Below are 16,396 nucleotides of genomic sequence, written 5' to 3' on the forward strand. Positions count from 1 at the left end.
CGGCCCGCCGCACGGGTCGAACCGTCCACCCATGATCTGCATCTCATCAGACATGTGCGGATTGTTCGGGATGGTGCGGTCGCCGTTCGACGAGGACCCGGGGCGGGCCTCCGACGTGTTCGTCACGCTGGGCATGCTCGCGGAGGAGCGCGGCACGGACTCGGCGGGCTTCGCCCTGCTCGGCGCGTGGCCCGGCCTCGGCGGCTGGCCGAGCCTCGGCGGCCCGTCCGGCGGCTGCCGCGTGGTGAAGGGCCGCGGCCGGTTCGCCGAGATCTGGCGCGCCGCCTACGTCCCCGAGCTGGACCGCTCGCCGGTCGCGCTCGGCCACACCCGCTGGGCGACGCAGGGTTCGCCGCTGGAGCCGCGCAACGCCAGCCCGATGGCCGTCCGCGACCTCGTCGCCACGCACAACGGCGACATCGACACCGCCGACCTGCGCGCCCGCTTCGCGCTGCCGCCCGCGTGCGGCACGACCGACAGCGAGCCGATCTTCCAGCTCCTGGCGGCCTGCCGGGGCCCGGCGGAGGTCACCGCCGTCCTCGAGGCCGTGGTCGGACGGGTCGCGCTCGCCTGGGTGCACCGCGACCGCCCGACCGAGGTGCACCTGGCCCGGGGCGCGCTCAGCCCGCTGACCGTCGCCGTCGACACCGAGCAGAACATCTACTGGGCGTCCAACCCGCGCTGGTTCCGGGACGCCGAGCGGCACACGCGGGTCCGGTTCGCGTCCGTCGTCATGGTGCGCGAGGGCACCTACGTAAAGATCGGCATGGAGCGCCGTCCGGGCCGCCGCGACCTGCCCGAGGTCCTCGCCACGGCCCGCTTCCTGCCGACGGCCCGCGACTCCGACATGGACCCCCGGGTCTGGCGCGGCTTCACCCACGCCGACCGCGAGACCGACCGCGCGGGCCTGCGCCACCGGGCCATCGAACGTGCGGGCGGCACCGCAGGCAGCGTCAGCCCGGACGACACCGGCGGCCTGGTCACCGTCCCCTGAACGTCCCTCGGGGACGCAGCGTCGCGTCCCCGAGGGCCTGAACTTTTAGAGCCTTTCGACTATGTAGTCGACGCAGGCCGTCAGTGCTTCGACGTCGTCGGGGTCGATGGCCGGGAACATGCCGATGCGCAACTGGTTGCGGCCGAGCTTGCGGTACGGCTCGGTGTCGACGATGCCGTTGGCCCGCAGTGCCTTGGCGACGGCGGCCGCGTCGACCTCGTCGACGAAGTCGATCGTGCCGACGACCTGCGAGCGCTGCGCGGGGTCGACCACGAACGGCGTCGTGTAGGACGTCTTCTCCGCCCAGGTGTAGAGGCGCTGGGACGAGTCGGCCGTCCGGGACGTGGTCCAGGCCAGCCCGCCCTGGCCGTTCATCCACTCGATCTGCTCGGCGAGGAGCAGGAGCGTGGCGACGGCGGGGGTGTTGTAGGTCTGGTCCTTGGCGGAGTTGTCCACGACCGTCTTCAGGTTGAAGAACTCCGGGATGTACCGGTCGGACATGGCGATCTCGTCGATGCGCTCCAGCGCGGGCGGGGACGCGAGCGCCACCCAGAGGCCGCCGTCGGCGGCGAAGCACTTCTGCGGCGCGAAGTAGTAGACGTCGGTCTCCGTGACGTCGACGGGCAGGCCGCCCGCGCCGGACGTGGCGTCCACCAGGACGAGCCCCTCGCGCGCGGTCGTGCCGGCCGGGCGCCTGATCGGCATGGCGACGCCGGTGGAGGTCTCGTTGTGGGTGAGCGCGTAGACGTCGACGTCCTCCTCGGCGGACGCCTCCGGGTGGGTTCCGGGCGGGCCGGAGATGACGGTCGGGTCCCCCAGCCAGGGCGCGCCCGTGGTGACCTTGGCGAACTTGCTGGAGAACTCACCGAACGTCAGGTGCTGCGAGCGCTGCCGGACGAGCCCGAACGCGGCCGCGTCCCAGAACGCGGTGGTGCCGCCGTTGCTGAGCAGGACCTCGTAGCCCTCGGGGAGGGAGAACAGCTGGGACAGCCCCTCCCGCACGCGCCCGACGAGGGACTTCACCGGCTTCTGGCGGTGCGAGGTCCCGAGATAGGTCGAACCGGATTCGGCGAGGGCGGCCAGCTGCTCGGGGCGGACCTTGGACGGACCGCACCCGAAACGGCCGTCCGCCGGCTTGAGATCGGCTGGAATGTCAATGGTTGGATTCGCGCTGTCGGTCACTCGTAGCAGGCTATCTGACCTGCGGCGAAGATCGCGGTTCGGGTTCACATGCCGAGACGGTGGCGCCGCCACGCCCAGGTCAGCAGGCCCGCCAGCGCGAGCGCGCAGAGCGCGGCGATCACGGCCGGCGGGTAGATCCAGTCGTCGCCCCGGGAGCGCGCCTCGATTGCGGTCCGGGCGGAGTCGTAGGTCAGGAAGCCGAGGAGCAGCGCGGCGACGATCGCGGCGATCCGGCCGGACACGGCGTTGGTGCGCCGGCGGCGCTCCTCGCGCTCCGCCTCGTACCGCCGCAGCTCCTCGGCGGTGTCGGCCCGCGCCGCCTCGGCGGCGGCGGGCGTCTCCGGCACGGACGCGGGGCCGATGTCGCCGTCGAGCGGCTCGTCGGGGTCTCGGCTCATGCGTCCAATGATGGCAAAGGGCGGGGCGCGCGCGGGAAGGGCCACGGGAAGGGCTGACGGTGCGAACGGCGAAGGCCCCCGGGATCGTCCGGGGGCCTCGGCGGCGTCGTTGTGGGGGGCGGGGGGAGAGGTGTCTCAGCTCGTGCGGGGGCTCAGCCCTTGAGGACCTCGGCCGCTCCCGGGACGTCGTTGATCGAGCGGGTGCCGGGGCCGGTGTAGCGGGCGCTCGGCCGGACGAGGCGCCCGGTGCGCTTCTGCTCCAGGATGTGCGCGGCCCAGCCGGCGGTGCGGCCGCAGGTGAACATGGCGGGCATCATCGCGGTCGGGACCTCGGCGAAGTCGAGGATGACCGCGGCCCAGAACTCGACGTTGGTCTCGATCGGGCGGTCCGGGCGGCGCTCGCGCAGCTCGGCGAGGGCGGCGTCCTCCAGGGCCTTCGCGGCCTCGAAGCGGGGGGCGTCCAGCTCCTTGGCGGTGCGGCGGAGCACGCGGGCGCGCGGGTCCTCGGCGCGGTACACGCGGTGGCCGAAGCCCATCAGCCGGTCGCCGGAGTCGAGGATGCCGGTGACGACCTTGCGGGCGTCGCCGAGCTGCTCGACCTTCTCGATCATCGGGAGCACGCGGGCCGGGGCGCCGCCGTGCAGCGGGCCCGACATGGCGCCGATGGCGCCGGACATGCTGGCCGCCACGTCCGCCCCGGTGGAGGCGATCACCCGCGCGGTGAAGGTGGAGGCGTTCATGCCGTGCTCGGCGGCGGAGACCCAGTAGGCGTCGATGGCCCGGACGTGCTTCGGGTCGGGCTCACCGCGCCAGCGGACCATGAACCGCTCGGTGATGGTCGCGGCCTCGTCGATCCGGCCCTGCGGCACCATCGGCACGCCGACGCCGCGCGCGGACTGCGCGACGAACGACAGCGCCGTCACCGACACGCGGGCGAGGTCGGCGCGGGCCTCCTCGTCGGAGATGTCGAGCAGCGGGCGCATGCCGTAGGCGGTGGCGAGGGTCGGGAGGGCGCTCTGCACGTCCACCCGGACGTCGCCGGAGGTGACCGGGAGCAGGTGGGGGTCGGCGGGGGCGAGCCCGGGGGTGAAGCTGTCGTCCACCAGCAGGCCCCAGGCGTCGCCGAAGGAGACGCGGCCGACGAGTTCCTCGATGTCGACGCCCCGGTAGCGGAGGGCGCCGCCCTCCTTGTCCGGTTCGGCGATCTCGGTCTCGAAGGCCACGACCCCCTCGAGACCAGGTTTGAAGTCGGACATGTCGTCCTGCCTTTCGTCCCCAGAGTGATAAGGCGGTGCCGTGCCATTGAACCCTGTCCGCCTTACTGACCAGTACCCAGGGGCCATGTGAGTTGCACAAGGCCCAGGTGAGAGGCTCTGACGCTGTGGATTCCGCAACGCCCGATCCCGCACGGCTCCGCAGATCCTACGAGGCGGGCGAATTGTCCGAGTCGGCGCTCCCCGCCGATCCGCTCGCGCTGTTCGCCGCGTGGTTCGCCGACGTGCACGCCGCCGGGCTCGCCGAGCCGAACGCGATGGTGCTCGCGACGGCCTCCGCCGACGGCGTCCCGAGCGCCCGCCTCGTGCTGCTCAAGGGGTACGGGCCGCAGGGGTTCCGGTTCTTCACGAACCTGGCCTCCGACAAGGCGCGCGACCTCGCCGAGAACCCGCGCGCGGCGCTGGTGTTCCCCTGGCACCCGCTGTACCGGCAGGTGCGGGTCGCGGGTCCGGTGACCGAACTGTCGCGGGACGAGTCGGCCGCCTACTTCCGGACGCGCCCGTACGGGTCGCGGCTGGGCGCGTGGGCGAGCGAGCGCCAGTCGGGCGTCATCCCCGGCCGTGACGTGCTGGAGCGCGCCTACGCCGAGGCGGCCGAGCGCTGGCCGGATCCGGCCGCCGGGCAGCCGCCGGGGGCACCGGACGGGCAGGACACCGACGTCGTCCCGCTGCCGGACTTCTGGGGCGGCTACCGGCTGGTCCCCGCGTCGATCGAGTTCTGGCAGGGCCGCCGCGACCGGCTGCACGACCGCATTCGTTACCGCCGCGAAGTATCTCCGGGGGGTGCGGCGGAACCGGGCGGATGGACGGTGGAGAGACTGTCTCCGTGACATCGGAACAGCAGCGACCCCCCACCGACACTCCTGACATCGCCGCTCGCGAAGCCTCCGGCCCGGCGGCCGGAGAAGAGCCTGAGGAGCCCGAGGAACCTGTAAGACCCGACGAATCCGGGCAGCCCGCGGCGGCCGCGGAGGGCGCGAGCCCCGGGGAGCCCGCCGGGCCGGGGCGGGGTGCCCGCGGCAGGCTGCGGCGGCTGGCGATCGACGTCCGGCCGCTGCGGCGGCCGGAGTACCGGCGGCTGTGGCTCGGGCAGGGCGTGTCGTTCGTCGGGTTCCAGGTCACCGCCGTCGCCGTGCCCGTCCAGGTGTACGACATGACGCGGTCGTCGCTGTGGGTCGGCGTGCTCGGCTTCGTCAACCTCGTCCCGCTGATCGTGTTCGGGCTGTGGGGCGGCGCGATCGCCGACCACATGGACCGGCGGCGGCTGCTGTTCGCGTCGTCCTGCGTGATGTGGGCGGCGACGCTGCTGCTGCTCGTCCAGGCGCTGCTCGGCATCGAGAGCCTCACCCTGATCATGGCGGTGGTGGCGGTCCAGGCGGTCGGGTTCGCGGTGGCCTCGCCGACCCGCAGTGCGATCGTCCCCCGGCTGGTGGACCGGGAGCTCGTCCCGGCGGCCAACACCCTCAACTTCACCGCCAGCCAGTTCGGGATGCTCGCCGGGCCGCTGTTCGCCGGCGTGCTGCTGGCGCACTGGCACTACGCGGCGGCCTACGCGCTGGACGCCGTGCTGTTCACCGTCGTCCTCTACGCGGCGCTGCGGCTCCCGCCGATCCCGCCGCTCGGCGACGTCAGCGGCACGCCGGGCCTGCGCTCGGTGATCGACGGGCTGAGCTACCTCGCGACGCAGCCGGTCCTGCTGATGTCGTTCGTCGTGGACATCATCGCGATGGCGATCGCGATGCCGCGCGCCCTGTTCCCCGAGGTGGCCGAGACCCGGTTCGGCGGGGAGGGCGCGGTCGGCTGGCTGTTCGCCGCGATCGCGATCGGCGCGTTCGTCGGCGGGCTGTCGTCCGGCTGGATCGGCCGGGTGCACCGGCAGGGGCTCGCCCTCGTGGCCTCCATCGTGGTGTGGGGGCTGGCCGTGGCGGCCGCCGGGCTCGCGGGCTCGCTGTGGCTCGCGGTCGTGCTGCTCGCCGTGGGCGGCGCCGCCGACCTGGTGTCGGCGGTGTTCCGCCAGTCGATGCTCCAGACGTACGCGCCGGACAAGCTGCGCGGCCGGCTCCAGGGCGTGTTCACCGTGGTCGTCGCGGGCGGCCCCCGGCTCGGGGACGTGCGGGCGGGCGCGACCGCGAGCGTCGCCGGCGCCACCGCGTCCTGGGTGGGCGGCGGCCTGGCCTGCGCCGCGCTGGTGATCGTCGCGGCGGTCGCCGTGCCGGCGCTCGTCCGCTACGACACCCGCACCGCCGAGGCGGTCACCGTCGAGCCCTGACTCGCGCGCGGTTCAGCGAGCCCTGGCCCGCGCGGTTCCAACGAGCCCTGCCTCGTGTGCGGTTCCGGCGTGCCGCGCGGGGCTCAGCCGAGGGCGGACGCGACGATCTTCAGGTCGTCCACGAGGCCCGCGTAGACGGCGTCGCGGTCGTCGGCGCGCAGCACGGCGGACGGGTGGATCGTCGCGAGCAGCCGCGCGTCGGCCCGCTCCGGCGGCGCCTCCTCCAGTTCGCGCCCGGCGGCCGGGGTGCCGATCGACTCCAGGTCGGGCAGCGCCATGAGACGCCCGCGCTCTTTCGTCACCCGGAATGGGGAGCCGAGCAGCGCCTTGCCCGCCGTGGCGCCGAGCACGACGACGACGTCCGGTTCCAGGGCCCGCAATTCAGCGAGCAGCCAGGGGCGGCACGCGCGCATCTCCCCGGCGTTCGGCGTCTCGTGAATGCGCCGCTTGCCGCCCGCCTGCCGCTTGAACTTGAAGTGCTTGACGGCGTTGGTGACGTACACGTCGCCGCGCTCGATGCCGGCCTCCTCCAGCGCCCGGTCGAGGACGCGTCCGGCGGGGCCGACGAAGGGGTGGCCTTTGCGGTCCTCCTGGTCGCCGGGCTGTTCGCCCACGAGCACGACCCGCCCGCTCGGCGAGCCCTCCCCGAAGACGGTCTGCGTGGCGTCCGCGTAGAGGCCGCAGCCCCGGCAGCCCTCGGCGGCGCGGCGCAGGGCGTCGAGATCGGCGCGCTCCTCGGGTGTCCGGGGCAGGAACGGTTCCGCGTCAGGGGAAGGTTTCGCGTTCATCTTGCGTTCCCCTTACCCGGCTTCAGGGGGATATTCGCGGGGCCCGGCGGGGCCGTGCCCGAGCAAGTAGACTTCTGCTCATAAGACTGGAGGGAGCTGTGACCTCACACGGCCTTATCGATACCACGGAGATGTACCTCCGGACGGTTTTCGAGCTCGAAGAGGAGGGGATCATTCCCCTTCGCGCGCGCATCGCGGAGCGGCTCTCCCAGAGCGGTCCGACGGTGAGCCAGACGGTCGCGCGGATGGAGCGCGACGGCCTGCTCAGGGTCGAGGGCGATCGGCATCTCGCACTGACCGAAAGCGGTCGGGGTCTCGCCACGCGCGTCATGCGCAAGCACCGGCTGGCCGAGTGCCTGCTGGTCAACGTCATCGGCCTGCCCTGGGAGGACGTCCACATCGAGGCGTGCCGCTGGGAGCACGTGATGTCGGAGGACGTCGAGCGCCGGCTGGTCGCGCTGCTCGACAACCCGACCTCCTGCCCGCACGGCAACCCGATCCCGGGCCTGGACGAGCTCGGCGGCCACGGCGAGGACGGCGACCCCGCGCCGCTGTCGGTGATGACCGCCGTGGCGAGCCCCGGCGGGTCGGGTGCGGTGATCCGGCGGATCAGCGAGCAGGTGCAGAGCGACAGCGACCTGATGCTTAGACTCAAGCAGATAGGGATACAACCGGGACGAGAGGTGATTCTCCGGGCGACCGATGACGGGGTACGGGTGATCAGTGACGACGAGGACGAGGGGCCCGCGACAGAGCTGCCGCGCGACATCGCCGAACACGTCTTCGTCAGCAGGCGCTGACACGGTCGGCGTGCGAGCACCGGTTCCGTCGGTCTATACCGAAGATCTCCATACCATCGCGCCTTTCGGGCGTATCCCGGCACCGGGTTCGTCGTTCAATACGACGAGACGGAAACACGCGCCGGCCGTACCGCCGCGCCCGGTGAACAGCAGGCCGGGGACGGCGGCCGCCGGCAGGATCGGGATGGGGAGATGAACCACTGGGGGGAAGCGCCTGACGAGGTGCGTCTGCCACCCGAGACCGTCCTCGGCCAGATGGAGATGGCGGTCATCGTCTGCGACCGCTTCAGCAACGTCATCTACGGCAACGCGTTCGCCAGGCAGCTCTTCGGGTTCGGCGGCGACGAGATCATCGGGCACTCCATCCTGTCCCTGGGCATCGCCGAGGAGGACCACGAGCAGGCGACCGAGCTGGCCCGGCACGTCCTCAAGGGCGGCGTCTGGGAGGGCACGTTCTGCAACCTGCGCGCGGACGGCACCACCGTCTACACGCGGGCGCACGCCGTCCCGCTGCGGCACCCGTCCGGCGCGGTCGACGGCGTGGTCATCTTCGCGCGCGAGGCGCTGCGCTCCAACCAGCGCGAGCAGGAGCGCTACGGGCTGCTGGAGCGGATCGGCGAGCGGCTCGCCGGTTCGCTGGAGCTGGAGAGCACGCTGCGCCGCGTCGCCGACACCCTCGTCCCGCAGTTCGCCGACCACTGCTTCATCGACCTCTACAGCGGCGACCGGCTGTACCGGCGGGTGTCCCGGCACGCCGCCGACTGGGAGCCGCCGCCCGGCACCTGGGCGGAGGTCGGCGAGCCCGTCTCCTACCCGCCCGGCCACTTCAGCGCCAAGGCGATGGACCGGCGCGACGCCGTCCTCGTCGAGGACATGATCCAGCACCGGTTCGCGGCGCCGACCGAGTCGTCCCGGCGGCTCGGCGTCGAGATGGGCATCACCTCGGTGATCTCCGCGCCGCTGCTGGTGCGCGGCGAGCTGCTCGGCGTGATGAGCCTCGCGCTGTCGAACCTGTCCAAGCGGCCCGACCCGCACTACGACGGCTTCGACCGCGACCTGCTCGGCGCGATCGCCAGCCGGGTCGCGCTGGCGGTCGACAACGCGCTGCTGTTCGAGGAGGAGCGCGACACCGCGCTGGCGTTCCAGAAGCACCTGCTGCCCGGCGACCGGCCGCCCCCGCTGGACGGCCTGCAGATCGCCTGGCGGTACGAGCCGGCCCGGCCGCTGGAGTCGCACGGGCACGGCATCCAGACGCAGGTCGGCGGCGACTGGTACGACGTGATCCCGCTCTCGGCGGGACGGGTCGGCCTCGTCATCGGCGACGTCGAGGGGCGCGGCGCGCGCGCCGCCGCCGTCATGGGCCAGCTCCGCGCGGCGCTGCGCGCCTTCGCGCAGGACGACAAGCCGCCCGCCGACATCCTCCGCAAGCTGGACGAGTGGGTCCGCACGATGACCCGCCCCGAGCGGATGCGCTCGGGGTGGAACAGCGACGACCTCGTCCGCCCGCCGCTGGTGTCCTGCACCTACTTCGTGTACGACGCGTGGTCGCGGGTCCTGGAGTTCGCCAACGCCGGGCACGACCCGCCCCTGCTCATCGTCGACGGCGAGGTCCGGGAGCTGGAGTTCGAGAGCGAGGGCGGCATGCTCGGCCTGCGCGCCCCCGGCATGGGCGGCGAGATCCTCTTCAACGAGGAGACCACCGAGCTGAAGCCGGGTTCGACGCTCGTCCTCTACACCGACGGCCTCATCGACCGGCGCCCCCGGGACGACGGCGAGTACTACACCCGCGAGGAGTCGCGGGAGATGGTCCGCACCGCCGTCGCGAAGGCCGCGGGAGGCGGTGTCGAGGCGGTCGCCAACGCCGCCTACGACGCGGTGCCCGGCGACATCGACGACGACGTCGCGATCGTGGTGATCCGTACCGCCGCCGACGAGCTGGGCGTCGCGGAGCGCACCTTCACCGCCGAGCCGATCATGGTGTCGGAGGCGCGCCGGATGGCCGCCGACACGTTCGCGGACTGGGGCATGCTCGACGAGCAGGCGGAGCTCGCCTGCCTGCTGGTCTCCGAGGTCGTCACGAACGTCGTCCTGCACGCCGCCACGACGCCGACGCCGCGCCGCGAGATGGTCGTCCCGGTCGCGGCCGGGCCGCCCGGCCGCGGCGGCGAGCCGCTCGGCGCGCCGCCGCCGGTCCAGTTCAACACCGAGTTCGGCGCCGACCTGGAGGGCGACCCGTTCGAGGGCGGCGCCTTCGACGAGGACGACTGGAACCTCGGCGCCGACCTCGGCCGCCGCGAACCCCCGACCAAGGAGTTCCGGCTCCGGCTGCGGCGCGGCCGCGACATGGTGTGGGTCGAGGTGTTCGACGCCGACATGCGGCTGCCGCGCATCCGCAGCGCGGGCGAGACCGACGAGGGCGGCCGCGGGCTCTACCTGGTCGATCAGCTCGCCACCCGGTGGGGCGCCCGGCCCACGGCCGATGGCAAGGCCGTCTGGTTCGAGTTGCCGCTGACGCCGTAGCCGTGCGCGCCTGGGTGGTGGAGGAGCCGGCCCCGATCGCGTCGGGGCCGCTGCGCCGCGCCGACCGGGAGGTACCGGCACCGGGTCCCGGCGAGCTGCTGGTCCGGGTGCTGGCGTGCGGCGTCTGCCGGACGGACCTGCATGTCGCCGAGGGGGACCTGCCCGTCCACCTGCCGGGGGTGACGCCCGGCCACGAGATCGTCGGGGAGGTCGCCGAGGCGGGCCCCGGCTGCCTGCACCGGCCGGGCGACCGGGTCGGGGTCGCGTGGCTGCGCGGCACGTGCGGCGCCTGCCGGTTCTGCCGCCGCGGCGCCGAGAACCTGTGCCCCGCGTCGGTCTACACGGGCTGGGACGCGCACGGCGGCTACGCCGAGTACGCGACGGCCGTCGACGCCTACGCCTACGCGCTCCCGGCCGAGCTGGACGACGTCCGGGCCGCGCCGCTGCTGTGCGCGGGCATCATCGGCTACCGGGCGCTGCGCCGTGCCGAGCTGCCGCCGGGAGGGCGGCTCGGCATCTGGGGGTTCGGCGGCTCCGCGCACCTGGCCGCGCAGATCGCCCTCGCCGAGGGCGCCGAGGTGCACGTCTTCACCCGCAGCCCGGCCGCGCGGGAGCTGGCCCGCGAGCTCGGGGCGTCGTGGGCGGGCGACTCGTTCGAGGCCGCTCCCGCACCGCTCGACGCGGCGATCCTGTTCGCGCCGGCGGGGGAGCTGGTGCCCGCCGTGCTGGAGCGCCTCGACCGTGGCGGGACGTGCGCGGTCGCGGGCATCCACCTCAGCGACATCCCGGTGCTGGACTACCAGCGCCACCTGTTCCAGGAGCGGCAGCTCCGGTCGGTGACGGCGAACACGCGCGCGGACGGGGAGGAGTTCCTGACGCTGGCCGCGCGGCTGGATGTCGCCGTCACGACGCACGCCTACGGGCTGGACGAGGCCGACCGCGCGCTGGCCGACCTCGCCGGCGACCGGTTCGCGGGCGCCGCCGTCCTCGTCCCCTGAGGTGCCCGGGTCCCGTACGGGTCAGGGGATGGGTTCGGCGGCGACGTGCGCCCAGGTCTGGGTGAACCACAGCTCGCCGCCGATGACGCGCGGTTTCGCGCCGGTCCTGGGGCCGCCGTCCACCTCGTCCAGCAGGGCCTCGCGGATGCGGTCGGCCGCCGCCTCGTCGGGGGCGCCGGCGAGCCACGGCTCGATGGGGCGCTCCACGGTGAACACGTCGAGCCGGCGGATGCTGCCGCCCGCCGAGGTGATCATCTCGGTGAGCCGGGCGATGGACGGGGTGCCGGGGTGGCCGGGGTCGCGGAGCCTCTCGATCCGGTCGCGCTCAGGGCCGGCGAGGTTGCCGCGGACGAGGTCGGCGACGATCACCCGGCCGTCCGGGCGGCAGACCCGCAGCAGCTCGCGCAGCACGCCGTCGGGGTCGCCCACCGTGTAGAGCGAGAACCGGGCGGTGACGAGGGAGAACGCGTTGTCGCGGTAGGGCAGCGCGGTGGCGTCCGCCTTGATCGTCGGACGGTCGGGGCCGATCGGGCGGTGGGGCCGGTGGTCCTCGCGGGTCGCGGCGGCCGGGAGCGGGTCGCCGTCCCCCTGGTCGTCCCCCCGGTCGTCGGGGCCGCCGTCGCCGGTGATGCGGACGGGGCCGGTGCCGAACTCGACCGTGGACATCCGCCCGGAGGAGCCGCCGGGCCGCGCCGGCGGCTCGGGCATCGCGTCCACCGCGGTGACGTGCCGGACCCGCGGGGCGAGCGCCGCGGGCATCGGGCCGCGGCCCCGCGCGACGTCCAGGCAGACGTCGTCGCGGCCGGGTTCGACGAACTCCAGCAGGCGCCGCAGATGCGGGGCGATGGTGCCGCCGCTGCGCTGGACGGCGGGTGCCGGTTGCGGCACTGGTGCACTCCCTCGGCTCGGGCCGGCTCCCCTGGACGGGCGCGCCGGGCGGGGCGTGAAGCCGGGTTTCGTCAGTTATGACTCACCGCCGGGGACGGAAGTTCGCACTGCCGGAGGAGAAAATCCGCTCCCCGGCTCATCCGCGCAGGTGCTGCCCGTAGAGCGCGAGCACGACCAGCACGAAGACGATGATCACGGAGACGCGGGTGGGCATGGGCATGCGGATCTTCACCGCGACCCAGCGCACGCAGAACGCGGCGAGGAGCGACACGACGACGAGGGCGATGATGCCTTCCATGGGGTCACCTTCCGAGCGCGGGGGAGTGCCGCCTGACAGCACGATAGACGTGTAAGGAATCGGTTACCCGCGGGTTCGCCGGGGTGCCGCTACCGATAACCTCACCTTCGTGGCAGATGAGAAGGAAGTAGACGGCCGGGACAAGCTCGACGCCATGGCGACCAACCTCGCGCGGGGGCGGGTCGCCCTCGGGGTCGCGGCGTTCGCCGCGCCGGGGCTCACCGTGAAGCTGATGGGGATGGGCGGCGGCAGCGACCCGGGCCGCGACTACATGGTCCGGATGTTCGCCGCCAGGGAGATCGCGCTCGGCGCCGGGTACCTGCTCAGCGACGGTCCGGCGCGCAAGCTGTGGGGGCGGCTCGGGCTTCTGGCCGACTCCCTGGACGTCGTCAACGGGCTGAAGACGCGCAAGGCGCTGCCGCTGTGGGTCACCGCGGGCGCCGTGGGCGTCGCGGGCGCCGCCGCCGGGATCGGCGCCGCGAAGGCCGGCACCGACATCGTGCGCTGACGCCGCGCCCGGGGCCGGGTGATCCTGTCCGGCCCCTGGGTAGATGTCCCCCGCACGGCTGCGGCATCCGGCGGGGGGCGGGGCATGACGACGGCGAAGGACGAGGCGCGGGACGAGCGGGCCATGCCGAAGGGCCGCGAGCTCTACGTGATCCTCGGCGCGCTCATGCTCGCGCTGCTGCTGGCGGCGCTCGACCAGACGATCGTGTCCACGGCGCTGCCGACGATCGTCAGCGACCTCGGCGGGCTCAACCACCTGTCGTGGGTCGTGACGGCCTACCTGCTCGCCTCGACGGCCTCGACGCCCCTGTGGGGCAAGCTCGGCGACCAGTACGGGCGCAAGCGGCTCTTCCGCGCGTCCATCGTCCTCTTCCTGATCGGCTCGGCGCTGTGCGGCCTGTCCCGGGACATGTTCGAGCTGATCGTCTTCCGCGCCGTGCAGGGGCTCGGCGGCGGCGGGCTGCTGGTGCTCGTCGTCGCGATCGTCGGGGACGTGGTGCCGCCCCGCGAGCGCGGCCGCTACCAGGGGCTGTTCGGCGCGGTCTTCGGCGTGTCGAGCGTCTGCGGCCCGCTGCTCGGCGGCTGGTTCGTCGACAACCTGTCGTGGCGCTGGGTGTTCTACATCAACCTGCCGCTCGGCATCGTCGCGCTGATCGTGATCGCCGCCGTCCTGCCCGCCACCGGGCAGCGCGAGCGGCACCGCATCGACTACCTCGGCACGCTGCTGATCGTCGGCTGGGCGGTCGGGCTGGTGCTGATGACCACCTGGGGCGGGACGCAGTACGCCTGGTCGTCGGCGCCGATCATCGCGCTCGGCGCCGGGTCCGTGGCGCTGATCGCGGTGTGGCTGCTGGTCGAGCGGCGCGCCGCCGAGCCGATCATGCCGCCGGCGCTGCTGGCGAACCCGGTGTTCGCGCTGGGCGCGGCGATCAGCTTCGCGGTGGGCTTCGCGATGTTCGGCGCGCTGACGTTCCTGCCCATCTTCCTGCAGGTGGTGCACGGCGTGTCGCCGACCCTGTCGGGGGTCTACCTGCTGCCGATGATGCTGGGCCTGCTGGTCAGCTCGATCGGCTCAGGGCAGCTGATCACCCGCTTCGGCCGCTACAAGGTCTTCCCGGTGGTCGGCACGCCGCTCGTCGCGCTGGCGCTGTGGCTGTGCTCGAACCTGAGCGAGACCTCCTCCACGGTCTCGATGAGCCTGCGGTTCGCGCTGCTGGGCTTCGGGCTGGGGATGGTGCTCCAGGTGCTCGTCATCGCCGTCCAGAACGCGGTGTCGTACCAGGACCTGGGGTCGGCCACGTCCGGGGTGACGTTCTTCCGCCAGATCGGCGGATCGTTCGGTGTGGCGGTGTTCGGGTCCATCTTCAGCAACCAGCTCGCCGGTCATGTCGACGATTTGGCGGGGATCCTGCCGCGGGGGTTCGACCCTGCGTCCGTCCAGGGGAACCCCATGCTGCTCGACCGGTTCCCAGCGGAGGTCAAGCAGGCCGTCCTGCACGCCTACGCGGAATCGATCGACTCGGTCTTCCTGGGGGCCGTGCCGGTGGCGGCGGTCGCGTTCGTGCTGACGTGGTTCTTGCGGGAGGTCCCGCTGCGGGCGACGTCCCAGACGCAGGACTACGGCGAAGGGCTCGGTGCGGCGCCGACCGTCCGCTCGTCCAGGCATGAGATAGAGCGCTGCTTGAGCGCACTGATGCGCAAGGACCCGAAGGCGGCCGAGCTCTACAGCAGGCTGGCCCGGCTCTGCGGGGTGGATCTGCCCGCAGGGAGCGTGTGGGCGCTGTGCCGCATCGCCAAGGACGGCGCCGTCGGCAGGCAGGAACTCGCCGACCGCGCCGGGGTCACGATCGAGGACGGCCGCCCGTACGTCGACCGCCTCGTCGCCGCCGGGTACGTCCAGCGGGGCGAGACGACCCTCACGATCACCACATCCGGCCAGACCGTCGCCGAGCGCCTCTTCGACGCCCGCCGCGAGGGCCTCGCCCGGCACGTGCAGGGCTGGGCGCCGGAGGAGCATCCGGAGCTGGCCCAGCTGCTGACCGAGCTGGCGCACGAGTCCGTCGGGGACGACGAGGACGGCGGGATCCTGCGCCGCCCGCCGGAGTCCGCCGCCAGCGGCGCATGACCCCGGGGCCGGAGACTTAGCCGGCCCGGAGACTTAGCCCACATGGCGTTGCGCCATCATGGATGTAATCTCATACTGACTAACCGAATCTCACTCGGTTTCGGGACGGAACCCCACAACTTGGAGGCGCAGTGGCCGAGGCGTACATCGTCGGCGCGGTCCGTACCCCCGTCGGTACCAAGAAGGGCGCACTGAAGGACGTCCACCCCGCCGACCTCGGGGCCCACGTGCTCAAGGAGCTCGTGAACCGCACCGGCGTCGACCCTTCCGCGGTCGAGGACAACATCATGGGCTGCGTCATGCAGGTCGGCCCGCAGGCCCTCGACGTCGCGCGCACCGCGTGGCTGTCGGCCGGGCTGCCGGAGACCGTGCCCGGCGTGACCATCGACCGGCAGTGCGGGTCGTCCCAGCAGGCGATCCACTTCGCCGCGCAGGGCGTGCTGTCCGGCACCCAGGACCTGGTCGTCGCCTCCGGCGTCGAGCAGATGGCCAAGGTGCCGATGGGCTCCAGCATCGTCCAGGGCCTGGACTTCCCGTACGGCGAGGGCTGGGCCGAGCGGTACGGCATGCAGGAGATCTCCCAGTTCCGCGGCGCCGAGCTGATGGCCGAGAAGTGGGGCTACACCCGCGAGGACCTGGAGAAGTTCGCGCTGGAGAGCCACCAGCGCGCCGCCAAGGCCATCGAGGCCGGGCACTTCGAGCGGGAGATCGCGCCGATCGCGGGCCTGTCCAAGGACGAGGGCGCGCGCCCCGACACCACGCTGGAGAAGATGGCGGGCCTGAAGACGCTCCGCGAGGACGGCGTCATCACCGCCGCCGTCGCCTCGCAGATCTCCATCGGCGCGTCCGCGCTGCTCATCGCCTCCGAGGAGGCCGTCAAGCGGCACAACCTGACCCCGCGGGCCCGCATCCACACCCTCGCGGTGTGCGGCTCCGACCCGGTCTACATGCTGACCGGCCCGATCCCGGCGACCGAGAAGGCGCTGGCCAAGTCCGGCCTGAAGATCGACGACATCGACGTCTTCGAGGTCAACGAGGCGTTCGCCCCGGTCCCGCTGGCGTGGGCGCACGACACCGGCGCGTCGCTGGAGAAGACCAACCCCAACGGCGGCGCCATCGCGCTCGGCCACCCGCTCGGCGCCACCGGCGGCATCCTGATGACCAAGCTCCTGCACGAGCTGGAGCGCACCGGCGCCCGTTACGGCCTGCAGACCATGTGCGAGGGCGGCGGCCAGGCCAACGCCACCATCATCGAGCGTCTCTGACGATCTCGCCGCGTAGTCTGCCCCTGGAGCCCCGCTCCGGGGGCAGACGCCGCTCTGGGGGCGGACGCGGCTCCAGGGCTGGACGCCGTT

At 73.1% G+C, this 16,396-nt stretch carries 15 protein-coding genes; 9 read left to right on the forward strand and 6 right to left on the reverse strand.

All coding sequences use genetic code 11. The features are described 5' to 3' along the window. The first annotated feature begins 52 nt into the window (after window positions 1–52). Window positions 53–994 (forward strand): class II glutamine amidotransferase, encoded by a 942-nt coding sequence (locus tag CHF16_RS35125; protein WP_143228243.1) that lies wholly within the window; start codon window positions 53–55, stop codon window positions 992–994. Window positions 995–1,039: 45 nt separating this feature from the next. Here the strand turns inward: CHF16_RS35125 and serC are convergent, their stop codons facing one another. From serC to CHF16_RS35140, 3 genes are all read right to left on the reverse strand, one after another. Beyond that, window positions 1,040–2,176 carry a phosphoserine transaminase gene (gene serC, locus CHF16_RS35130; protein WP_089330495.1) on the reverse strand — a complete coding sequence of 379 codons (1,137 nt, stop codon included), beginning with the start codon at window positions 2,174–2,176 and terminating at the stop codon, window positions 1,040–1,042. A gap of 44 nt (window positions 2,177–2,220) precedes the next feature. Continuing rightward, complete coding sequence (locus CHF16_RS35135; protein WP_089330496.1) at window positions 2,221–2,574, reverse strand: hypothetical protein; 354 nt, start codon at window positions 2,572–2,574, stop codon at window positions 2,221–2,223. Between the two features lie 152 nt (window positions 2,575–2,726). Then, on the reverse strand, window positions 2,727–3,830 hold the full coding sequence (locus CHF16_RS35140) for a citrate synthase 2 (RefSeq protein ID WP_089330497.1): 1,104 nt from the start codon (window positions 3,828–3,830) through the stop codon (window positions 2,727–2,729). A 182-nt stretch (window positions 3,831–4,012) separates the two neighbouring features. Here CHF16_RS35140 and pdxH point away from each other — a divergent pair, with 182 nt between their 5' ends. Next, entirely contained in the window at window positions 4,013–4,678 is a 666-nt protein-coding gene (gene pdxH / locus CHF16_RS35145; RefSeq protein WP_245869721.1) for a pyridoxamine 5'-phosphate oxidase, read from the forward strand. Next, the gene (locus tag CHF16_RS35150) at window positions 4,675–6,117 is read left to right on the forward strand and encodes an MFS transporter (protein WP_245869722.1); all 1,443 of its coding nucleotides are present in this window, start codon (window positions 4,675–4,677) and stop codon (window positions 6,115–6,117) included. Before pdxH ends, CHF16_RS35150 begins: the two co-directional genes overlap by 4 nt. Before the next feature lie 83 nt (window positions 6,118–6,200). Here the strand turns inward: CHF16_RS35150 and CHF16_RS35155 are convergent, their stop codons facing one another. Then, the gene (locus CHF16_RS35155) at window positions 6,201–6,905 is read right to left on the reverse strand and encodes a UdgX family uracil-DNA binding protein (protein ID WP_089330499.1); all 705 of its coding nucleotides are present in this window, start codon (window positions 6,903–6,905) and stop codon (window positions 6,201–6,203) included. A 98-nt stretch (window positions 6,906–7,003) separates the two neighbouring features. Here CHF16_RS35155 and CHF16_RS35160 point away from each other — a divergent pair, with 98 nt between their 5' ends. The 3 genes from CHF16_RS35160 (at window position 7,004) to CHF16_RS35170 (ending at window position 11,223) form a co-directional block, all read left to right on the forward strand. After that, window positions 7,004–7,705, forward strand: a complete 702-nt coding sequence (locus tag CHF16_RS35160) for an iron-dependent transcriptional repressor DtxR (RefSeq protein ID WP_089330500.1) — start codon at window positions 7,004–7,006, stop codon at window positions 7,703–7,705. Window positions 7,706–7,897: 192 nt separating this feature from the next. Further along, window positions 7,898–10,225 carry an ATP-binding SpoIIE family protein phosphatase gene (locus CHF16_RS35165; RefSeq protein WP_089330501.1) on the forward strand — a complete coding sequence of 776 codons (2,328 nt, stop codon included), beginning with the start codon at window positions 7,898–7,900 and terminating at the stop codon, window positions 10,223–10,225. A 2-nt stretch (window positions 10,226–10,227) separates the two neighbouring features. Further along, a complete protein-coding gene (locus tag CHF16_RS35170) occupies window positions 10,228–11,223 on the forward strand; it encodes a zinc-dependent alcohol dehydrogenase family protein (RefSeq protein ID WP_089330502.1) in 996 nt (331 codons plus the stop codon). Window positions 11,224–11,244: 21 nt separating this feature from the next. On the opposite strand, the gene CHF16_RS35175 is transcribed toward CHF16_RS35170, so the two are convergent. Continuing rightward, the gene (locus CHF16_RS35175) at window positions 11,245–12,111 is read right to left on the reverse strand and encodes a class I SAM-dependent methyltransferase (RefSeq protein ID WP_089330503.1); all 867 of its coding nucleotides are present in this window, start codon (window positions 12,109–12,111) and stop codon (window positions 11,245–11,247) included. Window positions 12,112–12,247: 136 nt separating this feature from the next. Then, window positions 12,248–12,409: a hypothetical protein gene (locus CHF16_RS40660; protein ID WP_179271856.1), complete on the reverse strand. Its 162-nt coding sequence runs from the start codon at window positions 12,407–12,409 to the stop codon at window positions 12,248–12,250. 109 nt (window positions 12,410–12,518) lie between these two features. Between CHF16_RS40660 and CHF16_RS35180 the strand changes: the two genes are divergently transcribed. The 3 genes from CHF16_RS35180 (at window position 12,519) to CHF16_RS35190 (ending at window position 16,306) form a co-directional block, all read left to right on the forward strand. Continuing rightward, window positions 12,519–12,917: a hypothetical protein gene (locus CHF16_RS35180; protein WP_245869724.1), complete on the forward strand. Its 399-nt coding sequence runs from the start codon at window positions 12,519–12,521 to the stop codon at window positions 12,915–12,917. A gap of 84 nt (window positions 12,918–13,001) precedes the next feature. Beyond that, on the forward strand, window positions 13,002–15,041 hold the full coding sequence (locus tag CHF16_RS35185) for a DHA2 family efflux MFS transporter permease subunit (protein WP_089330505.1): 2,040 nt from the start codon (window positions 13,002–13,004) through the stop codon (window positions 15,039–15,041). Between the two features lie 131 nt (window positions 15,042–15,172). Further along, window positions 15,173–16,306, forward strand: coding sequence for an acetyl-CoA C-acetyltransferase (locus tag CHF16_RS35190; RefSeq protein WP_089330506.1), 1,134 nt, complete (start codon window positions 15,173–15,175; stop codon window positions 16,304–16,306). Window positions 16,307–16,396 lie beyond the last annotated feature (90 nt).

This window comes from Actinomadura meyerae (assembly GCF_900188445.1).
In the GTDB taxonomy this organism is placed as follows: Bacteria; Actinomycetota; Actinomycetes; order Streptosporangiales; family Streptosporangiaceae; genus Spirillospora; species Spirillospora meyerae.

Excerpts from the sequence above, each read along its gene's own strand:
- CHF16_RS35125 (WP_143228243.1), top strand. The coding sequence starts at position 53 with ATGTGCGGATTGTTCGGGATGGTGCGGTCGCCGTTCGACGAGGACCCG.
- CHF16_RS35135 (WP_089330496.1), bottom strand. The coding sequence starts at position 2,574 with ATGAGCCGAGACCCCGACGAGCCGCTCGACGGCGACATCGGCCCCGCG.
- CHF16_RS35140 (WP_089330497.1), bottom strand. The coding sequence starts at position 3,830 with ATGTCCGACTTCAAACCTGGTCTCGAGGGGGTCGTGGCCTTCGAGACC.
- CHF16_RS35155 (WP_089330499.1), bottom strand. The coding sequence starts at position 6,905 with ATGAACGCGAAACCTTCCCCTGACGCGGAACCGTTCCTGCCCCGGACA.
- CHF16_RS35165 (WP_089330501.1), top strand. The coding sequence starts at position 7,898 with ATGAACCACTGGGGGGAAGCGCCTGACGAGGTGCGTCTGCCACCCGAG.
- CHF16_RS40660 (WP_179271856.1), bottom strand. The coding sequence starts at position 12,409 with ATGGAAGGCATCATCGCCCTCGTCGTCGTGTCGCTCCTCGCCGCGTTC.
- CHF16_RS35185 (WP_089330505.1), top strand. The coding sequence starts at position 13,002 with ATGACGACGGCGAAGGACGAGGCGCGGGACGAGCGGGCCATGCCGAAG.